This is a genomic window from Streptomyces sp. NBC_00490 (assembly GCF_036013645.1).
In the GTDB taxonomy this organism is placed as follows: domain Bacteria; phylum Actinomycetota; class Actinomycetes; order Streptomycetales; family Streptomycetaceae; genus Streptomyces; species Streptomyces canus_F.
On record NZ_CP107869.1, the window covers coordinates 200,541 to 222,187 of the forward strand.

Genomic DNA, 21,647 nt, shown 5'->3' on the forward strand with positions numbered 1-21,647 from the left:
GGCTCGCCGCACGAATGCCGGGTGCACCTTCCAAGTCCGGCACTTGGCGTGTGGGGGGAGAGCCTTACTGGTACGGATGATGCGGGTGCTGTCATGCCCGGCATGTGCACCATGCGCAAGCCGCTTCGGCCGGGCGTGGTCGATATTGCGAACGTCAACCGATCCTTCGGACGGCATGGATCCTAGGAGTTGATAGCGGACAGCACAAGATCCTTGATCGACCCATTCATGCCGAAGATTGAGGAGTGGCTCGACCGGTCGCAGCGCAGGATGCGAGCCGACAAGCTCACGAACGCCTCCAGCTACGGGGTTCACCGGGGGCGAGCGGACGACGCGGTGGGCGAGCGGCGGGGTACCGCCCTGTCTGCTCACCGACAACGAGAAGACGATGACCATCGACCGGGTCACCGGGATCGCGGTCCGTCATCCTCAAGTCGTGGCAGCGGGACGCCACTACGGCCTGCGAGTACACGCCTGCGTCCCGTTCGACCCGGAGTCCACATGGGGGCGGCGAGGCCACCGTTCGTATCACGAAGACGGATCCGATTCCGACCTCCGCGAACCCCGTGACCCCTCGCACCCTCAACTTGGGCTGTGCGGCAACCTTTTCGGGAGCGGTGGCAACCAGTACTGCAACGGTGCCTGTCCAAGCCTGCCCGTACCGCTACCTGGCCCTCGCGTCAAAGTCCCTTGCAATCAAGGGACTTGTTGTCGCCTGGTTTCAGTCTGCGAAAGTTTCTGCCCGCGGGTTTCGTCAGAGGTATTGACGTTATTTGTGGGATGCCTAGCATTCTCTTGCTCGATACTTCGACCTTTGTTCGGTATGTCGGACACGGTCGTGTCACGTCGGCGTCCGGGCAGCCTCTGACGGGGTGGACCGGAGTCGCTTGCTCAGGGATAACGAGGTCCTCATGCGCAGACATGGTTTCCGTCGCGGACGTCCGTCGGTGGTGCTCGCCGCCGTGGTCGCGGCCCTGGCCGCGTTGGCGGCGCTGCTCGTCGCCGGCCCGGCTCAGGCAGCCACCACCAGCGATGTGCGCGGTGTTGATTCCGGCCGGTGTCTCGATGTGTCGGGCGTCAGCCAGACCGACGGTGCGAACGTGCAGATCTGGGACTGCCACGGCGGCATCAACCAGCAGTGGACGTTGACGGACAGCGCCCAGCTGACCGTGTACGGCAACAAGTGCCTGGATGCCCGGGGCGGCGCCACCACGCCCGGGACCCCGGTGCAGATCTGGACATGCAACGGCAGTGACAACCAGCAGTGGCGGGTGAACCCCGACGGCACGGTCATCGGCGTGCGGTCCGGGCTGTGCCTGGAGGTCTCGGGCTGGGGCAAAGCCAACGGCACGGAGGCGCGGCTGTGGTCGTGCACCGGCGGCGCCAACCAGAAGTGGACCGGTCTGTCCGGGGCGAGCAACGCGTGCGCTCTTCCGTCGACGTACCGGTGGGCATCGACGGGCCCGCTGGCGGAGCCGAAGGCGGGGTGGGCCTCGCTGAAGGACTTCACCAGCGTCGTCTACAACGGTAAGCACGTCGTCTATGCCACGACGCACAACACCCTCGCCGGTAACGACGGGCGCTGGGGATTGACGACCTTCAGCCCCTTCACGAACTGGTCCGACATGGCCACCGCCACCCAGAACACGATCCCCTTCGACGGCATCGCGCCGACGCTGTTCTACTTCGCCCCGAAGAACATCTGGGTGCTCGCCTACAACGGGGCTTGGCCGTACAGCTTCGGCTACCGCACCTCGAGCGACCCCACCAACCCCAACGGCTGGTCCGCGCAGCAGGAGCTGTTCACCGGCACCCTCCCGAAGGGCGGCCCCCTCGACGTGACCCTCATCGGCGACAACACGAACATGTACATGTTCTTCGCCAACGACGAGGGTGACATCTACCGCGCCGGCATGCCCATCGGCAACTTCCCGGGCACCTTCGGTTCGGCCACGAAGATCATGAGCGAATCGTCGCTCGACCTGTTCGAGGCGCCGGAGGTCTACAAGGTCCAGGGCCGGGACCAGTACCTCATGATGGTCGAGGCCCAGAACTACACCGGGTACGGTCGCTACTTCCGCGCGTTCACGGCCACCAGCCTCGACGGCACGTGGACACCGTCACCGCAGGCCAACACCGTGACCAGCCCCTTCGCCGGCAAGGCCAACAGCGGCGCGACCTGGACCAACGACATCAGTCACGGCGATCTGGTTCGCACCAACCCCGACCAGACCAAGACCATCGACCCCTGCAATCTGCAGTTCCTCTACCAGGGGCACGACCCCAACATCGACGGCATGGACTACGGCCTCATCCCTTACCGGCCGGGCGTGCTGACACTGCAGCGCTAGCCGGTGGCATGACACAGGTCCGGCTCCGGTGTTCCTGACGTTCGCGGGCAACGACGCCCGCCGAACCGGGCCCGGAGCCCGACTGAACCATGCCTCGACACACCGTCAGGCCCTACCCACCCGACAACGTGACAACGCCCACCCGTGGCCGGCCAGTGCTGTCACTGCGAGGGGGCTGGGCATGCCCGCCCGCTGTGGGAGCGGTCGCGGACAGCCGGCTACGCACAGGTTCCGCACCACGCCGTTCCACCAGTACGTCATCCGCCGATGCCAACGGGACGACACAGCAGCCGAGTCGCCGACACGGACGGCGAACAGCCCCCGCCAGATTCAGCACTCACTCGCAGAACAGGACGACTGCATGAGAAAGCCTTGGATCCTGCCCCTCATCACGCTGGCCATGGCCGCGCTCGGGATGACGGCAGCAGGTGTGGCACCTGCCACCGCCGCCTCGAACACGCCCTTGCGGGTCATGCCACTCGGCGACTCCATAACCTGGGGCGTGGGAAGCAGCACGGGCAACGGCTACCGGGCCCCGTTGTGGGACATGCTCGCGGCAGACGGCCATCCGCTGGACTTCGTCGGCACGGGGCGGGCCGGTTCGATGTCCGACCCCGACAACGAAGGTCACCCCGGATACAAGATCCATCAGATCGCCGCGCTCGCCGACGCCTCGCTGACCCGCTACCGGCCCAACGTCGTGACGCTGATGATCGGCACCAACGACCTCAACGAGAGCTACCAGGTCTCCACCGCCGCCGACCGGCTGAAGTCGCTGGTCAACCAGATCACCGCTGACGTCCCCGACGCCACCGTCCTCGTGGCCTCCCTGGTCGTGTCCACCAGCGGCTCGGAGGAGCAGTACCGTGCCGCCTACAACCAGGCCATCCCCCAGATCGTGAGCGAGGCACAGGCCGCGGGCAAGCACGTCGCATACGTGGACATGAGCAGCCTGACCACGGCCGACCTGGACGACTTCCTGCATCCCAACGACGCGGGCTACCAGAAGATGGCCGACGCCTTCCACAGAGGCATCCAGTCCGCCGACAGCGCCGGATGGCTGAGGAACCCCGCCCCCGCTCCCTCACGTGTGCAGTCCGAGTTGGGCGGCAAGTGCCTGGACGTCAGCGGCTTCGGCACGGCCGACGGGACCGCCGTCCAGACCTGGAGCTGCACCGGCGCCGTCAACCAGGTTTGGTCCGCCTATACCGACGGCACCCTGCGCTCCATGGGCAAGTGCCTCGACGCCGCCGGCTTCGGCACGGCCAACGGCACCAAGGTGCAGCTCTGGGCCTGCCACGGCGGCACCAACCAGATCTGGGAGCCCTACAACGGCGGCTACCGCAACCCCGCCTCCGGCCGCTGCCTCGACATTCCGGGCTCCTCCACGACCGACGGCACACAGCTCCACCTGTGGGACTGCCACGGCGGCTCCAACCAGAAATGGACCACTCTCACCGCCGGATGACCCCCGCTCCCGGGACCCGAGCCCCTCCCCGCCCCGGTTTCTCGATCGTCTCGATCTTGTCCAGCAGCCGGATCTCGATGAACTCGGCCGACTCCGCAGGACTCGTCTCAACTCGCTCGGACGGTGTGTCGAGGGGCCGGACGTACTCGTTGCGCTCCATGGTCACTTCCCTTCGCTGGGTCGGGTGAGGGTGCACGGGAATCCTCCGCCTTGCACCTTTCACCGACCTTTCAGCCGGCGTGCGCGCCTCCCCGACCCCTGTGCCTCCCCGCGGCCCAGCCGAGGGTGGGGATGAAGTGCGTGCCGCAGGCGTCGAATTGGTCGACGTCGAGGGACTTCTGGTGCCGGAGTTTCTACCGGTAGTTCGTTAAATCCGGCGGTAGAGGTCAATGCCGTGTCCGGTGGTGACCGCGTCGATCAGGGCCTGGAGCTCGGAGGGTGGATCCTTGTCCGTCCAGGCTCTCCACCATCGGTTGAGGGTGGTGGCGGGGGTGAGCCAGGAACGGATGGCTTGTAAGGCCCTGGGCCAGCAAGGCTGTTGGGGCTGGTGGGACGGAGCCGGTCCCCCTCTCTGGCCCCTCGTTGGGGCACGGGTCCGGCGCGGTGGCATCCAGGGGTCCGGGTGGGGCGAACCACTGGTCCCAGCAGAAGGAGAAGGCGCAGTTGACCAGGGTCTGGTGGCGGCGGATCGCGCGGTCGGAGGGGACCTGAAAGTCGGCCCAGCCGAGTTCGTCCTTGATCTGCTTGCAGCTCTGCTCGATCCACGACCGCAGGCTGTAGAGGCGGACGATCTCGGCGAGGTCGGCCGGCGGGTGCGGGCCGGTGGCGGCGTGGGGTGCGTCGGGGTGGGGCAGGTTGGTGGCCAGGTGCCAGGTGGCCTTCTCCGGCAGCCGGGCTGGGTCGGTGGTGGCCACGACCAAGCGGCAGGGGGAATCGGGTCCGTAGCCGCCCAGGCGGGCATCGGCGGCCCACCAGGTCTCGGTGTGCCCGGCGCGGAAGTGACGTTCAGCGGGGTCCAGTCGCCGGGACGTTTGGCATCGCGCCAGGTCAGAGCGTGGGCCGCTTCGATGGGGATGTGCGGCTGGTCGCCAGACATTGTCCGCGGCTACTTCGGCGGCCCGTACGTTCGCTACATTCTCGAGAGAACCCTTTGACTTTCGGATCAATAACAGAGCCTGCATGAGACCGCGTCATGGGGCAGCCGCGCATCGCATCTTCAGCCGTACTCTCGCCTTACAGCAAAGCATTCTTTCACTCCGGCCGCCGCTGGCGTCTCACTTCACGGACACTTTCATTCCGAACAATTTCTCCGCATTTCGGAACGCAATCTTTTCCTTGTCTTCGCGTGGCAAATCGACTCCGCGGAACCAGTCGGTCTGCTCCTTTATGTCCGCGAACGGGTAGTCGGTCGCGAACATCACTCGATCCACGCTTATGTACTTCAACAGGAGATCGAGCAATTCGGTCTGAGGGAATGCGCTGGTGGTGACCCAGAAGTTGTCCTGAAAGTATTGCCCGATGGGCTTCTCGAGCGAGTCTTTGGTCGGCTCACCCATGTCATTGACGATCCGCTCGTAGTAGAAGGGAAGACCCTCCCCCATGTGGCCGATGATGATTTTCAGTGTGGGGAATCTGTCGAAAACCCCGTACGTGATCATCCGAATGCATTGGGTCAACACCTCCTGGTGCCAGCCATATCCAGACCCACTGAAAATGTAATCTTGGTACTCTTCCGTGTATTTAGACCGTGTGGTGCTGTAGTAGATCTTGAAGACCTCGTCAGCTGGATAGCCGGGATGTAGGTAGATCGGCACATCGAGAGCAACGGCACGTGCCAGCACAGGCTCGAAATCGGGATGATCGAGATACTTCTTCGCGATGTGTCCGTTAGTCAGTGCGCCCAAGAAGCCATCTTCCCGAACCGAGCGTTCCAGTTCGTCCGCCGCCGCCTCCGGGCTCTGCAAGGGCAAGGTGGTGAAAGCCTTGAAGCGGCCCGGATATCTGGCGATTGGCCCGTCCACGAGTTGCCGGTTAAGACGATAGGCAAGGTCGATGCCCCTTTGCCCAGGGACATTTTGCACAGAGGGTGTATGGGCAGAGAGGATTTGAACGTTGAGTCCCCCCGCATCCATATCGCCGATGCGGCGTTGGCCTAGATCCGAAAGACCAATTTCCTCAAGGAACGCTATGTGATCCCGATTGATGGAGTTCAGCTTCAACAACGTGGGAGTCGAAAAGGTCTCCTCCGTGCCGATGAAGGGCAGGTCCTGGTCCCGCCGTGAAATGTCCGAAGTCTTGTCCGAAGTCTCGTTCTCGCTCACTTCCGAGACGATGGCGTGCGTGGACAAGCCGGCACCAATGCCAAGTGCCGTGCTGGCGGTGAGAAAACTGCGGCGTCCCATGGGCTTCATGTCTGTCCCTCTCTTCAGGCGCTTATGTGGTGAGGCATCCGTACGGCATCCGTCTGCGAGACGCTTCAGGGGGTCTTCGCGTCCTGCTCGCGCACCACGGCAGCGCTCAGGTCGACGAACCGCTCGCCGGTGCGCAGCGGCTGTGGTGGAGCTGACGACCGCCCGCGTGCGCGCTGTGCGGGCCGACCGCGGCGGGCCCGCACAGTTGTCGGCGTGTGACCCCGCATGCGGCGACAGGGAACGCCGTCGCCTGCGCCCTGGTGGCCGCCTCGAACCGCAACCGGCCGGGCTGCGCTTTCCCCGATGGTGCTGCGTCGACTGCCATCACTAGCCTCCTGCATACGGAGTGCATCGCTTATCCGCATGCCGACTTCCTACCGAGCGAACCTGAGACGAACGTTAAAGAGCCGCTCACACGCCCTGCTAAATGATCAATTGTGGGAGCTTCTCGAGCCGTTGCTTCCGCCGTGGCCCGATGAAGGCGCCCGGCAAGCGGCTGGTGCCGGATCGGCAGTGCCTGCAGGGCATCTTGTACGTGCTGCGTACCGGGATCGGCTGGGAAGACATTCCGCAGGAACTCGGCTTCAGGTCAGGCATGACGTGCTGGCGTGGATCAACCCCGGGGTGTCCGAAGATCTGCCTCGGATCCAGCTTGCCCAGCTGAACGCGGCAAACGAGATCGACGGATCCTGGGCGGTGATCGACGGCAGCTACATCGACACGAAAGAGGGGGCCCTGGATCTTGAGTTCGCACCCATTTCTAGCCCCCACGTGAGCGGAGTCGAGGACCAAGGAGCCGGCGGTGCGCGGTCGCATTCGAAATATCGAGCGAGCGGCTCGGCCGGCACAGTTGGAAGATCGAGCGGTCGATCGCCTGGCTGTTCGGCTTCCGCCGGCTCACCGTCCGTACGAGCAAAAGGGACCTCACTTCCTCGCCTTCCTCGGCCTCGCAGCCGCCCCCTCACCTGCAAAGCTCGCGACGTGAGACAACCTCTTAGCTGTCAAATCCGCAAGCTGCCTGAAACCGCCACACAGTCTCCGTCGGCTCGACCGCCATCGACCCCAGTAAGCGACATGCCTGACGACAGGCTTCCTCCCCACATACTGGAAACGCGCCATCGCCGAAAGCGTCTGTGGAGGCTCCGGACTGTCTCGAATTGAGTGGAGTCGAGTTACTTGATTTCACGCTACTGGTGGTGGGGTACGGAGTTCGCACTCCGGCGGGCTGAGCACGCCCAGGGTGGAGGTGTAGCCCGCGTCGTGGGATCGCCGACTTCTCGTAGTAGGAGCGAGCGCCGGGTGAGGCGTTCAAGGCGGAGAACGCCTGGCGTTGCAGGGTATCGGCAAGCCGGTTGTTGCTTGCGAAGCGGGCCTGGACGGCGTGCGTCCTACCGGCGGTGTCAGCGGAGCAGTGGCAAAATATGCTGATGGGGGTGATCGAAAGCGACAGCCAGGCCGCCCAGTACGTACGGTTTCAGTCGCCTCACCGGAACAGTCGAGGCCACTTCACCGGCGATTTCGGGCTCGCCAATGCTCTGGCGAGCGAGGGAAAGCTCCGGTCGCGCCGAACCGGACGTGATGGTTTCCCGTCATCCGGCTCTAGAGAGTCATTGAAACTCCGTAACGTGCGGCACGGAGCCGGCCCACTTCGGCGAAGGCACTGCGGCTGCTGTCGAGCGGGGACGCGCAGGCTCCGGCACCCGGCACCCCGAACGCACCGGCCGGAGCGCCGTGGAGCGGGGGCCGAACTAGGCTGGAAGCAGCCGCTGGAAACCAGCCCTGACGGGGCACGGCTGTCCGGACGGAGGCGTGGTGCGTGGAAATAGCCGACAAGCAGGATGCCCCCACTGCCGCTGTCGTGGTGGACCCGGACGGCATGGTGAGCGGCTGGAGCGAGGGGGGCCGACTGCTGCTGGGCTGGACGGCTGAGGACACCGTCGGGCGCCCCGTGACCGACCTGCTGGTCAATCCCCCGCCACCCGGCTTCCCCGAGGGCTACGGCACCGGCCCCACAGGGTCTATCCCCCTACGCCACCGGGACGGTTCCACGGTGAACGCCGTGGTGACGGCTCACCCGCTGCTCGGCCCCGACGGGCGGACACAGGGCCACGTGGTGACCATCCAGCGCTGGGGACGCCGTCCGGTGATCGCCGACCGGGCATTCGAGCAGTCTCCCTTCGCTCTGGGCGTTTACGACCCCGAGCTGCGGTTCCTGTGGATCAACGCCTCCTCGTGCCGGGTGATCACGCACTCCGAGGAGCAGGTGCTCGGCAAGAAGTACCGCGAGGTGCTTCCCGAATTCGACCGCACGTTGTTTCCCGAACGAGACGACAAGCCCTACACCGACGCGCTCGCCCAAGTGGCGAGGACGGGAGAGCCCACGCGTCTGATCACCGTATTCCGCCCACACGGCAGCAACTACGCCAACGCCTGGGCCACCAGCATCTGGCCCGTCCGGGATACCGAGGGCAGGGTACGCGCGATCGCCAACTGGGGATTCGACATGAGCGCCGAGTACTGGGCTCGGCAACGCCTGCTCATCCTCAACCAGGCCAGCGGCGGCATCGGCCGGACACTCGACGTGATCGGCACCGCCCAGGAACTGGCCATGACCCCCGTGCCGAGATTCGTCGACCTCGTCAGCGTGGATCTGTTCGACGAGGTACTGCACGGAGAGGAACCGCCCTCCGTGTCCGCGTTCTCGCCCGGCGAGACGATCAGGCTCAGCCGTGCCGCCCAACACAGCGCGAAGGACAGCGCCGACCGGGCTCCCGGGCCCACGAATCCCGTCACGCACCGACCCGGTTCCGTCGCCGCCCGCTGCATGGCCACCGGAAGGTCCACAGTCGAGCTCGCGGCTGACCCCGGCCAGGGCGGCGAGTGGGCCTTCGGACCTGGGCTCGCCGCCGACCCGGTCCATTGGCCACCGGGCAATCCGGTGATCGACGAGTCCATCGCCGCGGACGGGCTGACGGGCCGCATCACTGTGCCGCTCCGGGCGCGCGGCGCGCTGCTCGGCGTCGTCACCTTCTCCCGCCTCGACCGGCCCGAGGCCTTCACCGCCGACGACCTGATCCTCGCCGAGGAGCTGACCGCCAAGGCAGCCGTCGCCATCGACAACGCCCGCCGGTACTCGCGCGAGCGCTCGACCGCGCTGACCCTGCAACGCAGCCTGCTGCCGCAGGGACCGCCGGTCCAGGAGGCGGTCGAAGTGGCCTCCCGCTACCTGCCCGGCGGGACCGAGGCGGAAGTGGGCGGTGACTGGTTCGACGTCATTCCGCTGTCCGGCGCCCGCGTCGCCCTGGTCGTCGGCGATGTTGTCGGTCACGGACTGCACGCCTCGGCCAGCATGGGCCGGCTGCGTACGGCGGTCCGCACCCTCGCCGATGTCGACCTGCCGCCGGACGAGTTGCTGACCCACCTGGACGACCTGGTTCTCCACCTCGCCAGCGACCTCCAGCCCGACAGCCACTTCCAGCCCAGCGGCGAGTCCGGCGCCACCTGTCTCTACACCGTCTACGACCCTGTCTCCCGGCGCTTCACGCTGGCGAGCGCCGGCCATCCGCTGCCGCTGATCGTCTCTCCGGACGGCACCAGGACACCCGTAGCCGCACAGCCGGGACCGCCGCTCGGCATCGGTGGGCTGCCTTTCGAGGCCACCGAGCTCGAGCTGCCCGAAGGTAGTCTGCTCGCCCTCTACACCGACGGCCTGGTGGAAAGCCGCGAGCACGACATCGACCAGCGGATCACCGAACTGCAGCGGCTCCTGGAACACTCGGCCACCTCACTCGAGGCCCTGTGCGACACGGTGATGAACGTCATGCTCCCCGAACGCCGCACCGACGACGCCGCCCTGCTGCTCGCTCGCACTCACGCGCTGGATCCCCACCACGTCGCCGACCGGGACATCGAGCCCGACCCCGCGCAGGTACCGCGTGCCAGGAAGTTCGCCGTCGACCAGGTCGACGCCTGGGGCCTGGAGGAGGCGGCCTTCGTCACCGAACTGGTCGTCAGTGAGCTGGTCACCAACGCCATCAGATACGGCGAACCGCCGATCAGGCTGCGGCTGATTCGCGATACATCCCTGATCTGCGAGGTCTCCGACGCCAGCAACACCGCTCCGCACCTGCGCCGGGCTCGCGCCTTCGACGAAGGCGGCCGGGGCCTGTTGCTCGTCGCCCAGCTCACCCAAGGGTGGGGCACCCGGCACACCACCAACGGCAAGACGATCTGGTGCGCGCAGACCCTCCCCCAGCCTGAGCCGCACTGAGCATCAAGCCCACGGACCGCCGCCGGCCGCACGGCACGGCAACGGCACCGCACCTGGTGCTGGGTTCCTCACCCCGCCAAGTGGTGTATCGCCCGACGCAAGCCCGTGCTTCGACTTCCTGGACCGTGTCCGCGCCGCCCTCGCCTATGCGGCACTCGGTGATGGCCGCATCGCGCTACGGTCCGCCCCAGGACGCCTTCACCAAGACGCCAGAACGCGAGCACCAGCTCAGGGTGGTGGCGGTGACGAGGCTGCTGAATCTGCGGCCGCCCCGGTTGGCCAGCTGAGACGCGGATGCTCGGCCGGGACCAGAGCGGGGCAGGCCGCGCCCGGTACGGCAGCAGGGCCCGGACCACGTGTCGCGGTCCGGGCCCTGCCCGGTGCGGTGCCGCCCTGCGGTGGCGGTGCGTCAGCTCTGTGCGGTGTTGTCGCCCGTCTGCCCGGTGCCCTCGGCTGCGGCTGCCTTTTCGCGCATCTTGCGCAGCAGCTCCGCCTTCTGGTCGGCGGCACCCTGGCGGTCGAGGTTGCGGTGCGGACCGTTGTTCTGCCGTTCGGCGCGGGACAGCTTCTTGCGCTGGCCGCCGCCCATGCCCACGGGGTTGTTGATGTTCTTGCTCACGGGTTCTCCCGGAAGGTTGTGAAGTGATCTACGGATTCATCGGTGGGGGACGGGCACGGCGACGTCGAAGGACGTCAGCAGGGGCCCATCACGCTCTCACTCGTAAATCGGCGTCTGGAAGAACATGAGCAAGACGTTACCTGGTCCCGTCGGCTCCGCATGCCAGGTTTTTCGCCGCCCCGGCGTCGGCCGGGCCTTCGGTGAGCGCCCAGGGGCAGCCGTTTCCTTCCAGAGCCAGCGGGGCTCTGCAGCGCCATTCCTGCCCCGCCTTTGCCACGCTGAGGCGGAGCGAAGGATGTGGCCCGGCTCGGGTTGCGGGCTCACGCATACGGCTGCCTGTCCTGTGCTTCCGCAGGCCCGTCGGCGACTTGCTCAATGAGCCGTCGCCGGTCCTTCGGCTCGGAGGCGCAGGCGTCCATTCCTACGGCGGCCAAGGGATGAGTGGTTCTGTCTCGAGATCGCCGTGCAGGCACAGCAGTACATGGTCGTCACCGACCAGGCAGTCGGTGTATGGAAGGGCGTGCGACAGAAGGCGGGCTGGACGGGGACACCGCGAACCCTGGTCAAGATGGGGAGACGGGCGGCCCTGGAAGGCCGGCCCGCCAGAGGGTGAGGGAGTCGCACCTGTTCAGTGCTGCTGCTCGCCGTGGTAGCGCTCGGCGAGGCGTGCGAGTGCGACAGCGGCGAGGAGGAGGCCGAAGTCGCGCAACGCGATGTCGTAGTAGTCGGGGATGGTCAGGAGGTTGACGATGATGCCGGCCAGCCACCCGGCCACCAGCCAGGCCCCGAAGCGGGGCGCGAGGGCCACGGCGATGCCCGCCACGATCTCGATCGCGCCCACTGCGTACATGGCCGCCTGGGCACTGCCGGGAACGAGGTCGTTGATCCAGGGCGCGAGGTAGGCGGGCCAGTCCACGAGCAGGTTGGCGAACTTGTCCAGCCCGAACAGGATCGGCGCCACCGTGAACGCGGTGCGCAGGATCACGAACGCCTGATAGCCGGGATCGGCGAGCAGCGCGCGCCGCGGGGCGGCGGACGGGGTGCTTGTGGTTGCGGAGGACATGGCGACCTCTCCTTCTATCGACAACTCTCATTACTTATAGAAGCTCCGATCTCTTCTTTAGTCAATGGCTGTGGGTTTTACACTGGTGTTCGTGGACGACCCGAACGAAGCACGTGACGCCGACGTCTCCGCCATCGCCGCTCTGGACGAGCCGACACGCAGGAGGCTGTACGACCATGTGGTGCGGCAGCCCGGCCCCGTCGGCCGGGACGAGGCAGCCGCGGCGCTGGGTCTGGCGCGGCAGACCGCGGCGTTCCACCTGGACCGCCTGGCCGAGGAATCCCTGCTCGACGTGGTCTATGAGCGCCGCAGCGGACGGGCGGGGCCGGGAGCGGGCAGGCCGGCCAAGCTGTACCGGCGTTCGCCGAAGCAGATCGAGGTCAGCCTGCCGGACCGGCGCTACGAGCTCGCCGGACGGCTCCTGGCACAGTCGGTGGAGGAATCCACGGCAACCGGTGCGCCGGTACAAGAGGTCCTGCACCGGAGGGCCGAGGAACTCGGCAGGCTGCTGGGCGAGCCAGGCAGCCCTGGACTTCTCGACCTGCTGGAGCGCTACGGGTTCGAGCCGCGGCACGAAGAAGACGCCGTCGTACTGGGCAACTGCCCCTTCCACGCCCTGGCCCGTGAGTCCACGCAGACGGTGTGCGGCATGAACCTGCATCTGCTGCGCGGTGTCCTTCACGGGCTGGGCGAGTGTGGGTACGTGGCCCGTCTGTCGCCCAGCCCGGGCCGGTGCTGCGTCCGGTTGGAACATGTCGCCTGATCGACCGGCGCGACACAGACCGCCAGCCGCCTATGTGCGGCGCTTGTGCAGCTCGATGGCCAGTGGTGTGGCGGTGAACATCGAGGAGTAGGTGCCCACCGCGAGGCCGATGAGCAGGGCGAGGGCGAAGTCGGTCAGGGTGTCGCCGCCGAGGACGGCCAGGGCGGTGAGGATGAATGCGGCGCCCATGCCGGTGTTGACGGTGCGGGGCAGGGTCTGCAGGAGCGCCTGATGGCAATGCGGGCGAAGGGCATCTCGCGGTAGCAGCGGGCGAGTTCCCTGATCCGGTCGAAGACGACGACGGAGTCGTTGACGGAGTATCCGATGACGGTCAGCAGCGCGGCCAGGAAGATGCCGTCAACGGGCTTGCCGGGCCAGGCGAAGAGGCCAATGAGGATCGCGACGTCGTGGGCGAGGGCGGCGACCGCCGAGGTGCCCCGCGCTGGTCGAAGCGGGCGGCTGCCTTCTCTACGTCCTTGCCGGTCAGCAAGGGTGCCTGAAGGCGCCGAAGTTGGCCGGACTCGTCGGCCCTGACGTGCTCGCGGAGCCGCTTGGGCAGCGGATCGGCAGATCGTCGGCGTTGGCCGCCGTGCCGAGTACCTGGTGGAAGGTGAGCTGGGCGGTCCGGCCGAGCACGTCGGCCGCCTTGCGCGGATCTTGCAGGCCGGGCCGTTCGACGACGATCCGGTCGCTGCCGGAGCGGGCGATGCTGGGTTCGGCTACACCGAGCGCGTCGATGCGGCCGCGCAGCACCTCCACGGTGCGGTCCGTGGCCGCACCGTCGGCGTCGGCGTCGGCGTCGGAGCTCGGGCGGGTCTCCAGCACGATCTGGGTGCCAGCCCGCAGATCGAGCCCGAGATGGACGGGCACGGTGAGCGCGGTGTACAGGGACAGGGCGACAGCAGCGAGGGCGATCAGCCCTCTGATGTGCGCGAATCGGTTCACGGCGGGCCCTCCGGAAGGCACACCGCGGCCAGGGCAGTGGCCGCGGCCAAGAAGGGTGAAGAGGTGACGGTTCAGATGCCGAAGAGCACCGGTGGTGCCCGGACCCCGTGCCGGAGTGCCGGTTGCTCCGATTCAGGCGGGCCTACAGCTGAAAATGAGAGCTGTGCGAACCGGAACGGGTCGGCGCCCATGCCAGGCGACGCACCCGGGGTGGAGATCGGCGGAGCATGACTTCCACCGGCACCGTCCCGATGGCTTCGATCGGAAACTGTGGTGACCGCAGGGCTCACACCGTCTGCGTACGGCTCACCGTGCGCCGAATCCTTCTCGGCCGCGAGCAGCGTGCTGACCGGTGCGCCATGGCGCGCACTGCCCAGGGTGGGTGGGCTGAGCAGGGCGATGAGGACGGCGAGCAGGGCGGCCCGAGCCGGGGCCCCGGGTGCGCGAGACAGTGTGCGTGACGCGGGCCACCACCGCCCCCTTTGCCTGTTCGTGGCCTTCCGCCCCGGGCAGACCGGCAGTCAGTGGGCTCAGGCTTGGATGAGGCCGGCGCGGATCGCGTAGCGGGTGAGTTCCAGCCGGTCACGAAGGCCGAGCTTGTGCAGCAGGTTCTCCCGATGCCGGTGGACGGTCTTAATGCTGATGAACAGCATCTCGGCGATCTCCTTGGACGAGTGGCCCTCGGCCACCAGCTTGAGCACCTCCTCCTCGCGCGGGGTCAGCACCTGATCGGGCGGCTCCTCACCGTGGCGGACCCGGTCGAGGTAGTTGCGGATGAGCGCGGTGACCGCCCCCGGATAAAGGAAGGGCTCGTCGCGCATGGCGGCGCGGCATGCGGCCACCAGGTCGCGGTCGGCCACGGACTTGAGCACATATCCGCCGGCGCCGGCCTTCAGCGCCTGGAAGAAGTACTGCTCGTTGTCGTGCATCGTCAGCATCAGCACCCGCACGCCGGGCTTGAGCGCGAGAAGTTCCCGGGTGGCCTGCAGACCGGTCATCCGGGGCATGGCGATGTCCATCACCGCCAGATCGACCTCATGGGTGCGGGCCAGCTCGAGGGCCTCCGCGCCGTCCCCGGCCTCGGCGACGACCTCCAGGTCCGGCTCCCGGTCGAGGATGAGCCGCACCCCGCGCCGTACCAACGCATGATCGTCGGCGAGGAGGATACGGATGGCGGATGTATGCGGCGTGGTCATGACTGCTTCCTGAGGGGCACGGTGAGCCGGACCGTCGTGCCGGACCGCGGCTGGGAGGTGACATCCAGAGTGGCCCCGATGAGCAGGGCCCGCTCGCGCATTCCGCGCATTCCCGCGCCTTCGCAGGCCGCCCCGGTGCCTCGGCCGTCGTCGACAACGGCCAGCACCACCGCCTGGCCGGTGTGGCGCAGGCTCACCTCGACCTGGCCGGCCTCGGCATGACGCGCCGCGTTGGTCAGCGCTTCCTGCGCGACGCGGTACAGCACCAGCTCCGTCTGATGGTCCAGCGCGGGCAGGCCGTTCTCGAAATGACGCACCACACGTATCCCCACGTGGGTGGCGAACTCGCCGGTCAGCGAGGCCAGCGCGCTGACCAGACCGAGGTCCTCCAGTACGCCCGGCCGGAGCCGACGCACCAGGCGCCGTACCTCGTCCAGGCTCCCCCGGGTGATCTCCTGTACGTGCCGTAGTTCACCGCGCAGGGGCTGGTCCGCGTCGTCGGCGGCCCGCTCCAGCGACAGCTGGATCGCGGTCATGCTCTGGCCCACCTCGTCGTGCAGTTCCTGGGCGATGCGGCGCCGTTCGGCTTCCTGCGCGAACAGGGCGCGGGCGCTGCTGGAGGCCCGTTCGTGTTCGAGGCGCTCGAGCATGGCATTGAAGGTGCGGATCAGTTCGGCGGTCTCACCGCGTCCCCCTTCCGGCAGCCGTTGCCCGGGGCGCAGCAGATCGACGGTGGTCATCAGCCGGGTGAGCCGGTCGAGCGGGGCCAGGCCGATCCGCAGCAGGGCCGCGTTGGCGACCAGCATGACGACCAGACCGGACACGAGGATGATCGCCTCGGTCAGGACCACCGGCACAGACACGGTCACCGGTGCCCACAGCAGCAGCGCGGTGGCGCTTCCCAGCACCACCGCGTTGAGCGCGAAGATCCGCCAGAACAGGGACACCGGGATGACGCCTTTCTCCGGGTGACACGACGTTGTCTCTACTGTCGGTCACCGCGCACCGAGCGTGAACTGCGTCCACTGGTTCCCGACCGGCGTGCCGTCCAGGCTGCCTGCTGCCGGTCCGCGCGGCCATGGGCTCCAATGCCCAATTCCCGGGCCCGGCCTGCCCACGCCGCGATGGGTCATACGACCTGCCATAGATGGGTATCGCGCCCGATGGGCTTTGCGCCGCATCGCGGCCACGGTAGAAGCACAAACCGCCACTCGTGATGTGCCGACCCTCACCGTCTCTAGGAGACACCATGTCACTCGATATGTCTCTGGCCGAAACCCGCCTTCAGCGGCTGACGGCGCACGAGGCCCTCCAGCGCCTCGAACACGAACGTGCTTCCCGCCTCACCCAGTTGCGGGCCATCGACGAGGCCGAGGCGGAAGCGGAGGAACAGGTGATGGCCGCGCAGAAAGGCACCATCCAGCGAATCCTCACCGAGGTCGAGGCTGCCGTCGCCCGTGTCCAGGACGGCAGCTACGGCACCTGCCAGGGCTGCGCCAAGCCCATCCCGGTCGAGCGCCTGGAAATCCTGCCCTACACCCGGTTCTGCGTCCCCTGCCAGCGCAACGCCGCCTGACGACCGCCCGTCCGCCTTCCCTCTCCCGCCCTGCCCCAGGGGTGAAATGGTGAACCATCAGATCATCGACGACGACCGCAGCACGACCCTGTCGATCGAAGACCTCGTCGCACTGCGCGAAAACCTGCACGAGCAACGCCTGTTCCGCCAGGAACAGCTGCAGCAGCTCTCAGCCGCGGCCACGATCCGCACCGACGCGTTGCGCGCCCAGCAGACCGCCTCCCAGTTGGAGGTCCGCGTCAAACTCACCGCCTCCGCCCGCATGGTCCTCGCCGACGTCGAAGCCGCCCTCACACGCATGGACCAGGGCCGCTACGGCACCTGCCATCTGTGCCGCGGACCCATCTCCCGAGAACGACTGGTGATCGTGCCTCAGGCCCGCTACTGCGCCCAATGCCAACAGGTCAGGGAGGCCAGCCGGTGATGACCTCGTCCGGGCCCCACCCGGTGACCGCCCGGCACCGCACCTGGCCCTGGTGCCGGCAGTGCACCGGCATCGCCCTCGACCTGGGCAGCGCCCGCACCCGCGCCTGGACATCAGGTCGACGGATGATCCTGGACGTGCCCACGGTCACCTTCCCGGGCACCGGTGCCACCTACCCCATTCAGCGCGGCAGCATCGTCGACACCCCAGGAACCGCCCGGATGCTCGACCGGCTGCTCGGCCAACGCCTGCCCCGCCTCGGCCGTCCCCTGGTCGTCCTCACCACGCCCGTCCTGGGCGGAGTCGCCTACCGGGCCCAAGCCCGCACCGCGGTCGAGATCCTGCGCCCGCGCACGGTTCTGACCGTCCCCACCGCACGCGCCGTGGCCACGGCCGCGGATGCCGACCTGACGCGCCCCCTGCTCGTCGTGGACCTTGGCGCTCACCTCACCGAGGCCACGCTCCTGGCTGACGGCGCAGTGATCGACGCTCACCACATCGCCCTGGGCACCAGTGATCTGGAGAGCCATACCCCGCCTGCGCAGATCGCCGACGCGGTCGTCGAGATGGTGACCGCCATGCTGGACCAGGACCGCACCTCCCAGACGCTCGACGCCCTCCAGCGGGGCGCGCTCCTCGCCGGCGGAGGCGCGCTGCGCCCCGACCTCACCAACCGCCTCACCAGTCGGCTGCCCGCCCCCGTCCAGCCGGTGCCCGCCCCGCACACCGCAGCCGTCCGCGGCGCCGCGAGACTTCTCCAAGCCGCCCACGCCCACCCATCCGCCACCGGAACCACCAACGTGGCGCACCCCTGTTAGCCGACCCACCGTCTCCGGCTGCGCCCGGCGACGCTGCCATGCTCACGCGGAAGGAGAAGCCCGTGGACGGCGAAATACCCCTGGCACAACCGCCCCCCGAAGAACCCCCGCGCGTCCTCCTGTGGCGCAACCCCCTGCGCCGTCGCACGGATCTCGTGCAGGCATGGATTGCCGTTGGCCTGTTCCTGACTGTCCTAGCCGGCGCCCCCGCCGCCATGTTCCTGGTCGGCGACACCGCCTACCGTCACTACAAGGAGACCGCCCGGCACCAAGCCGCCACCCGACACCACCTTCCCGCCACACTGATCCACGACGCCCCCCGCCACCCGGAACCGGGATCGGACGAGGCGAAGAGGGCCCTGTACCCGGCGACCGTCCGCTTCACCGACCTCCAAGGACACGCCCGCACCGCGAAGACCGACGTCGAACCCGCCCTGATCGCTGGCAGCACCGTCCGTGTCTGGGCCACCGCTGACGGAAAGATCACCGACCCGCCCCTGACCACGGAACAAGTCCGTAACCACACCATGGGCTGCGCCGTCCTTGCCACCATGGCTGTTCCCCTCCTCGGCGCCGCCGCATACGGCTACGCCACCCGCCGACTGGAGCGTCGCAACCTCGCCCAGTGGGACGCTGCCTGGCCAGCTACCGCTCAGCGGTGGACCACGTATCCCTGATCCGCTTGGCCCCACGGCGCTCAGGGGGTGGCCGGCCTGTTGCAGCATGCAACCGAGCAAATTGGCTGGATCAGCTTCAGAACCTGCTGCCCCAGCGGCCACCCCTCACTCGTACTGTCCTGTGCCGGCGCTCTTGAAGATGCTGTGCGCGTGATCACGGGTGCCGTGTCGTTGCCCGGGCAAGCAGCGTTGGAAGAGCGTGGAGACACGGAACGAAGAATCGCCGCCGCATGCGGCCCTGTTGGAGACGCACTGGCACGCCGCGCCGGTGCGGGACGAACCGGTCACGGGTGCTCGCGGTCAATGGTTTCGCTTGATGCTGCTGGCGTGTGCTGCGGCATGTGTGACTGTTGCTGTGGTCCTCGGGATGGCCGGGGAGCTGATGACGCCGATCCGGTGAGAGTCGGCGGCACGCTGTCAGAACCTGTCGGTGGGGAGAGCGTTGTGGCTGATCTTTCGGTCGTGACGATCGTCTCTGGCCGCTGCCTGGTGGCGCGGGTCAGCGGCGAGATGGACTACCAGAGCACTCCGTGGTTCCGGGCGCGGTTCAAGGAACTGATCGCACGCGGAGGCCGCTTCCTCGTACTGGACCTGGCCGAAGTATCGTTCTGCGACTCGGCCGGGCTGAACGAGCTGCTCGGAGCGCGGCGGCAGGCGGATGCGATCGGGGCGGTGCTGGTGCTGGCGTGCGTGCCCGCGCCGCTGCGGCGGACCCTCCAGATGACTGGAGCGGATCACGTCCTGCGAGTGTTCGACACCGTCGCCGACGCCCAAGCGGTCTTCGGCGGCTGAGTGCCGAGTGGCTGTACCCGACCTCGCCGTTCCCTCTTGGAGTGCCGTGATCGTCCGAAGCGCACCCTCGGGCTGCTCACAAGTGCTCACTTCCGCCAAGGCATGCCCCTACGCCATGAGGCGGTTCCCCGGCCGCGTCGTCGTGCCGGGGGTGCCGTCAGCCAGCGTCGGTCGCGGATGTGGTGCGGGGTGTCACGAGGCCGCAGTCGTACGCGAGCACCACAGCCTGCACCCGGTCGCGCAGTTGGTACTTGTCCAGGATGTGCGCGACATGGGTCTTCACCGTCGTCTCACCGATCCCCAGTTCACGCCCGATCTCGGCGTTCGACAGTCCCCGGGCCAGTGTGCGCAGGACATCCAGTTCACGGACCGTCAGTGCGTCCAGGCGAGGCGGCGGTGACGGAGTGCTCTGCGAGGGCATAGCGGCGAAGCGGTCCAGCAGCCGCCGTGTGACCCGGGGAGCCAGTACGGCGTCCCCGGTTGCCACCGTCCGGATCGCCTCGACGAGCGAGTCGGCCGGCCCGTCCTTCACCAGGAAGCCGCTCGCGCCGGACCTCAGCGCATCCACGACATGTGCGTCCAGATCGAAGGTGGTGAGGACGATGACGCGGCTCGACGGGCTGTTGCGGACGATCAGCTCGGTCGCTTCCACGCCGTCCATGTGGGGCATCCGGATGTCCATGAGGACGACATCGGGAGACAACCGTGCGGTCTCCGTGACGGCCTCCCGGCCGTCGGACGCCTCCGCCACGACCTCGATACCCCCCTCAGCCTCCAGAATGAGCCGGAAGCCCGTCCGGATCATGGGCTGATCGTCTGCCAACAGGACGCTGATGGGACGCATTCGACTCAGTTCTCTCGTCAAAGGATCGTAGGAAGGATCACGCCAGGTCCAGCACGGCGTGCACACAGTAGCCGCCCCCAGGGCGCGGGCCCGTGTGCAGCGTCCCGCCCACCGCGGCGATCCGCTCCCGCATACCCACCAGCCCGTGACCGGCGCCGTGCGCGACCACCGTGGCGTCCCGCACTCCCGGCGCGACGCCAACCGCGCCGTCGTCGCAGATCCGGATGGCGAGCCGCGCCGGCTGGTCCTCCCAGACGAGGTCAACCCGAGCACGGGTCGGACCGGCATGCTTCATCGTGTTGGTCAGCGCTTCCTGAACGATGCGGTAGGCCGTCAGATGGGTCCCGGCCGGCAGGGCGAGCGGTGCACCTGACACAGCGAAATCGACGTCCAGACCGGTGGCCCGTACGGAGTCGACCAGCGAGGGCACGGCGTCGACGGTCGGCTGCGGTGGCTCCTTGGAGGGGTCGTGCCGCTCCTCTTCCTCCTCGGTGCGCAACACATCCAGCAGCCGACGCAGCTCCGTCACGGTGTCCCGGCCCGTCTGCTCGACCGTCGCGTGCAGCTCATGGGCCTTCTCCGGAGCACGGTCCTGCACGCGGTCGGCGGCGATGGTCTGTACGACCATCAGGCTCACGTTGTGCGCGACGATGTCGTGCAATTCGCGGGCGATGCGCGCCCGCTCGTGCATCACCGCCGCCCGTGCGTTGGCGGCCTGCTCCCGTTCCAGCGCCGCCGCGCGTTCCACGGCCTCGTCCCGGATCGCGGTACGAGCCCTCGCAAGCCGGCCGAACGCCCAGGCCGCCAGCAGCAGGACGGCCACGGTGACGAACGCAGCCAGCCGGTGTCCGGCCGGTGCGAGCAGCGCTTCGGTCAGTGCGTCGAGGGGCACGAACACACCGGCGACGACGGTCGTGAGCCAGGGTCCCCGACGAACCGCCGTGAGGAACACGGCCGCGGCGACAGCCAGATAGGTGGGGCCGATCGAGGTGCCTTGCGGTCCGGCCACCTGCGGCACATAGGAGAGACCCTGCAACGCGGTCGCCGCCGACGCCGTGATCAGCAGACTCACCAGCGGTACGTGACGGTGCACGGCGAGCGGCACAGCGGTCAGCAGTACGAGGCCGAGCCACCAGGCGTCAGGTGTGCGGAGTGCCTGGTCGCCCGCCGGAACGGCCTCGGGCAGCGCCAGGCAGCCGGCGACCGCCAAAAGGGCCAGTCCCGTATCGGTCACCGCGGGTGGTATGCCGTGGCCGGCCAGGGACCTGATCGCTTTCATGGTGCAAGCCTAGAGCGGCACCAGCGCCGGACCGCCGTACCTGGGGTGGAGCCGACCGGCCCCCTCTCCTTCCTGGTGCCTCCTTCTCAGGAGGGAGGACCGGTGTCGCTCGCCGAACCGGCCCGGAGCGGGTCGGACCGCGGAGCCGGGG

General features: G+C 67.9%; 19 protein-coding genes and 3 pseudogenes. 11 read left to right on the forward strand and 11 right to left on the reverse strand.

What is annotated here, in order from left to right:
• Positions 1-216 precede the first annotated feature (216 nt).
• The 3 genes and pseudogenes from OG381_RS49455 to OG381_RS00915 form a co-directional block, all read left to right on the forward strand.
• A pseudogene (locus OG381_RS49455) lies at positions 217-563 on the forward strand (IS21 family transposase); the annotation flags it as partial.
• Positions 564-911: 348 nt separating this feature from the next.
• Positions 912-2,351 (forward strand): non-reducing end alpha-L-arabinofuranosidase family hydrolase, encoded by a 1,440-nt coding sequence (locus OG381_RS00910; RefSeq protein ID WP_327714130.1) that lies wholly within the window; start codon positions 912-914, stop codon positions 2,349-2,351.
• Between the two features lie 361 nt (positions 2,352-2,712).
• Positions 2,713-3,819, forward strand: a complete 1,107-nt coding sequence (locus tag OG381_RS00915) for a ricin-type beta-trefoil lectin domain protein (protein ID WP_327714131.1) — start codon at positions 2,713-2,715, stop codon at positions 3,817-3,819.
• Here OG381_RS00915 and OG381_RS00920 read toward each other — a convergent pair.
• The 3 genes and pseudogenes from OG381_RS00920 to OG381_RS00930 all read right to left on the reverse strand — a co-directional run bounded on the left by OG381_RS00920 (position 3,806) and on the right by OG381_RS00930 (position 6,230).
• Positions 3,806-3,979 (reverse strand): hypothetical protein, encoded by a 174-nt coding sequence (locus OG381_RS00920; protein ID WP_327714132.1) that lies wholly within the window; start codon positions 3,977-3,979, stop codon positions 3,806-3,808. The genes OG381_RS00915 and OG381_RS00920 overlap by 14 nt on opposite strands.
• A gap of 226 nt (positions 3,980-4,205) precedes the next feature.
• A pseudogene (locus OG381_RS00925) lies at positions 4,206-4,906 on the reverse strand (IS701 family transposase); the annotation flags it as partial.
• 187 nt (positions 4,907-5,093) lie between these two features.
• Positions 5,094-6,230 carry an amidohydrolase family protein gene (locus OG381_RS00930; protein WP_327714134.1) on the reverse strand — a complete coding sequence of 379 codons (1,137 nt, stop codon included), beginning with the start codon at positions 6,228-6,230 and terminating at the stop codon, positions 5,094-5,096.
• A gap of 475 nt (positions 6,231-6,705) precedes the next feature.
• On the opposite strand from OG381_RS00930, the gene OG381_RS49460 reads away from it, so the two are divergent.
• Together OG381_RS49460 and OG381_RS00940 are read left to right on the forward strand one after the other, a co-directional pair.
• The gene (locus tag OG381_RS49460; RefSeq protein ID WP_443061850.1) at positions 6,706-6,894 is read left to right on the forward strand and encodes a transposase; all 189 of its coding nucleotides are present in this window, start codon (positions 6,706-6,708) and stop codon (positions 6,892-6,894) included.
• 1,152 nt (positions 6,895-8,046) lie between these two features.
• Positions 8,047-10,500 (forward strand): SpoIIE family protein phosphatase, encoded by a 2,454-nt coding sequence (locus OG381_RS00940; protein ID WP_327714135.1) that lies wholly within the window; start codon positions 8,047-8,049, stop codon positions 10,498-10,500.
• A gap of 409 nt (positions 10,501-10,909) precedes the next feature.
• Here the strand turns inward: OG381_RS00940 and OG381_RS00945 are convergent, their stop codons facing one another.
• Positions 10,910-11,119: a DUF6243 family protein gene (locus tag OG381_RS00945; protein ID WP_327714136.1), complete on the reverse strand. Its 210-nt coding sequence runs from the start codon at positions 11,117-11,119 to the stop codon at positions 10,910-10,912.
• Positions 11,120-11,747: 628 nt separating this feature from the next.
• Positions 11,748-12,182 (reverse strand): DoxX family membrane protein, encoded by a 435-nt coding sequence (locus tag OG381_RS00950; RefSeq protein ID WP_327714137.1) that lies wholly within the window; start codon positions 12,180-12,182, stop codon positions 11,748-11,750.
• An 85-nt stretch (positions 12,183-12,267) separates the two neighbouring features.
• On the opposite strand from OG381_RS00950, the gene OG381_RS00955 reads away from it, so the two are divergent.
• The gene (locus tag OG381_RS00955) at positions 12,268-12,945 is read left to right on the forward strand and encodes a helix-turn-helix transcriptional regulator (RefSeq protein WP_327722356.1); all 678 of its coding nucleotides are present in this window, start codon (positions 12,268-12,270) and stop codon (positions 12,943-12,945) included.
• A 39-nt stretch (positions 12,946-12,984) separates the two neighbouring features.
• On the opposite strand, the pseudogene secF reads toward OG381_RS00955, so the two are convergent.
• From secF to OG381_RS00970, 4 genes and pseudogenes are all read right to left on the reverse strand, one after another.
• Positions 12,985-13,382: pseudogene (gene secF / locus OG381_RS49465) on the reverse strand (protein translocase subunit SecF); the annotation flags it as partial.
• Between the two features lie 46 nt (positions 13,383-13,428).
• Positions 13,429-13,890: a hypothetical protein gene (locus tag OG381_RS49470; RefSeq protein ID WP_443061851.1), complete on the reverse strand. Its 462-nt coding sequence runs from the start codon at positions 13,888-13,890 to the stop codon at positions 13,429-13,431.
• A 530-nt stretch (positions 13,891-14,420) separates the two neighbouring features.
• A complete protein-coding gene (locus OG381_RS00965; RefSeq protein ID WP_327714138.1) occupies positions 14,421-15,086 on the reverse strand; it encodes a response regulator transcription factor in 666 nt (221 codons plus the stop codon).
• Positions 15,083-16,033 (reverse strand): HAMP domain-containing sensor histidine kinase, encoded by a 951-nt coding sequence (locus OG381_RS00970; RefSeq protein ID WP_327714139.1) that lies wholly within the window; start codon positions 16,031-16,033, stop codon positions 15,083-15,085. Before OG381_RS00970 ends, OG381_RS00965 begins: the two co-directional genes overlap by 4 nt.
• A gap of 302 nt (positions 16,034-16,335) precedes the next feature.
• On the opposite strand from OG381_RS00970, the gene OG381_RS00975 reads away from it, so the two are divergent.
• From OG381_RS00975 to OG381_RS00995, 5 genes are all read left to right on the forward strand, one after another.
• Entirely contained in the window at positions 16,336-16,662 is a 327-nt protein-coding gene (locus OG381_RS00975) for a TraR/DksA C4-type zinc finger protein (protein WP_327714140.1), read from the forward strand.
• Between the two features lie 46 nt (positions 16,663-16,708).
• Entirely contained in the window at positions 16,709-17,086 is a 378-nt protein-coding gene (locus tag OG381_RS00980; RefSeq protein ID WP_327714141.1) for a TraR/DksA family transcriptional regulator, read from the forward strand.
• Positions 17,086-17,904 carry a hypothetical protein gene (locus OG381_RS00985; protein WP_327714142.1) on the forward strand — a complete coding sequence of 273 codons (819 nt, stop codon included), beginning with the start codon at positions 17,086-17,088 and terminating at the stop codon, positions 17,902-17,904. Before OG381_RS00980 ends, OG381_RS00985 begins: the two co-directional genes overlap by 1 nt.
• Before the next feature lie 62 nt (positions 17,905-17,966).
• Positions 17,967-18,581, forward strand: a complete 615-nt coding sequence (locus tag OG381_RS00990) for an Rv1733c family protein (RefSeq protein ID WP_327714143.1) — start codon at positions 17,967-17,969, stop codon at positions 18,579-18,581.
• A gap of 462 nt (positions 18,582-19,043) precedes the next feature.
• Positions 19,044-19,373: an STAS domain-containing protein gene (locus OG381_RS00995; protein WP_327714144.1), complete on the forward strand. Its 330-nt coding sequence runs from the start codon at positions 19,044-19,046 to the stop codon at positions 19,371-19,373.
• 157 nt (positions 19,374-19,530) lie between these two features.
• On the opposite strand, the gene OG381_RS01000 is transcribed toward OG381_RS00995, so the two are convergent.
• Both OG381_RS01000 and OG381_RS01005 read right to left on the reverse strand, forming a co-directional pair.
• Positions 19,531-20,217, reverse strand: a complete 687-nt coding sequence (locus OG381_RS01000; RefSeq protein ID WP_327714145.1) for a response regulator transcription factor — start codon at positions 20,215-20,217, stop codon at positions 19,531-19,533.
• 37 nt (positions 20,218-20,254) lie between these two features.
• Entirely contained in the window at positions 20,255-21,496 is a 1,242-nt protein-coding gene (locus OG381_RS01005; RefSeq protein WP_327714146.1) for a sensor histidine kinase, read from the reverse strand.
• Between the last annotated feature and the right edge of the window lie 151 nt (positions 21,497-21,647).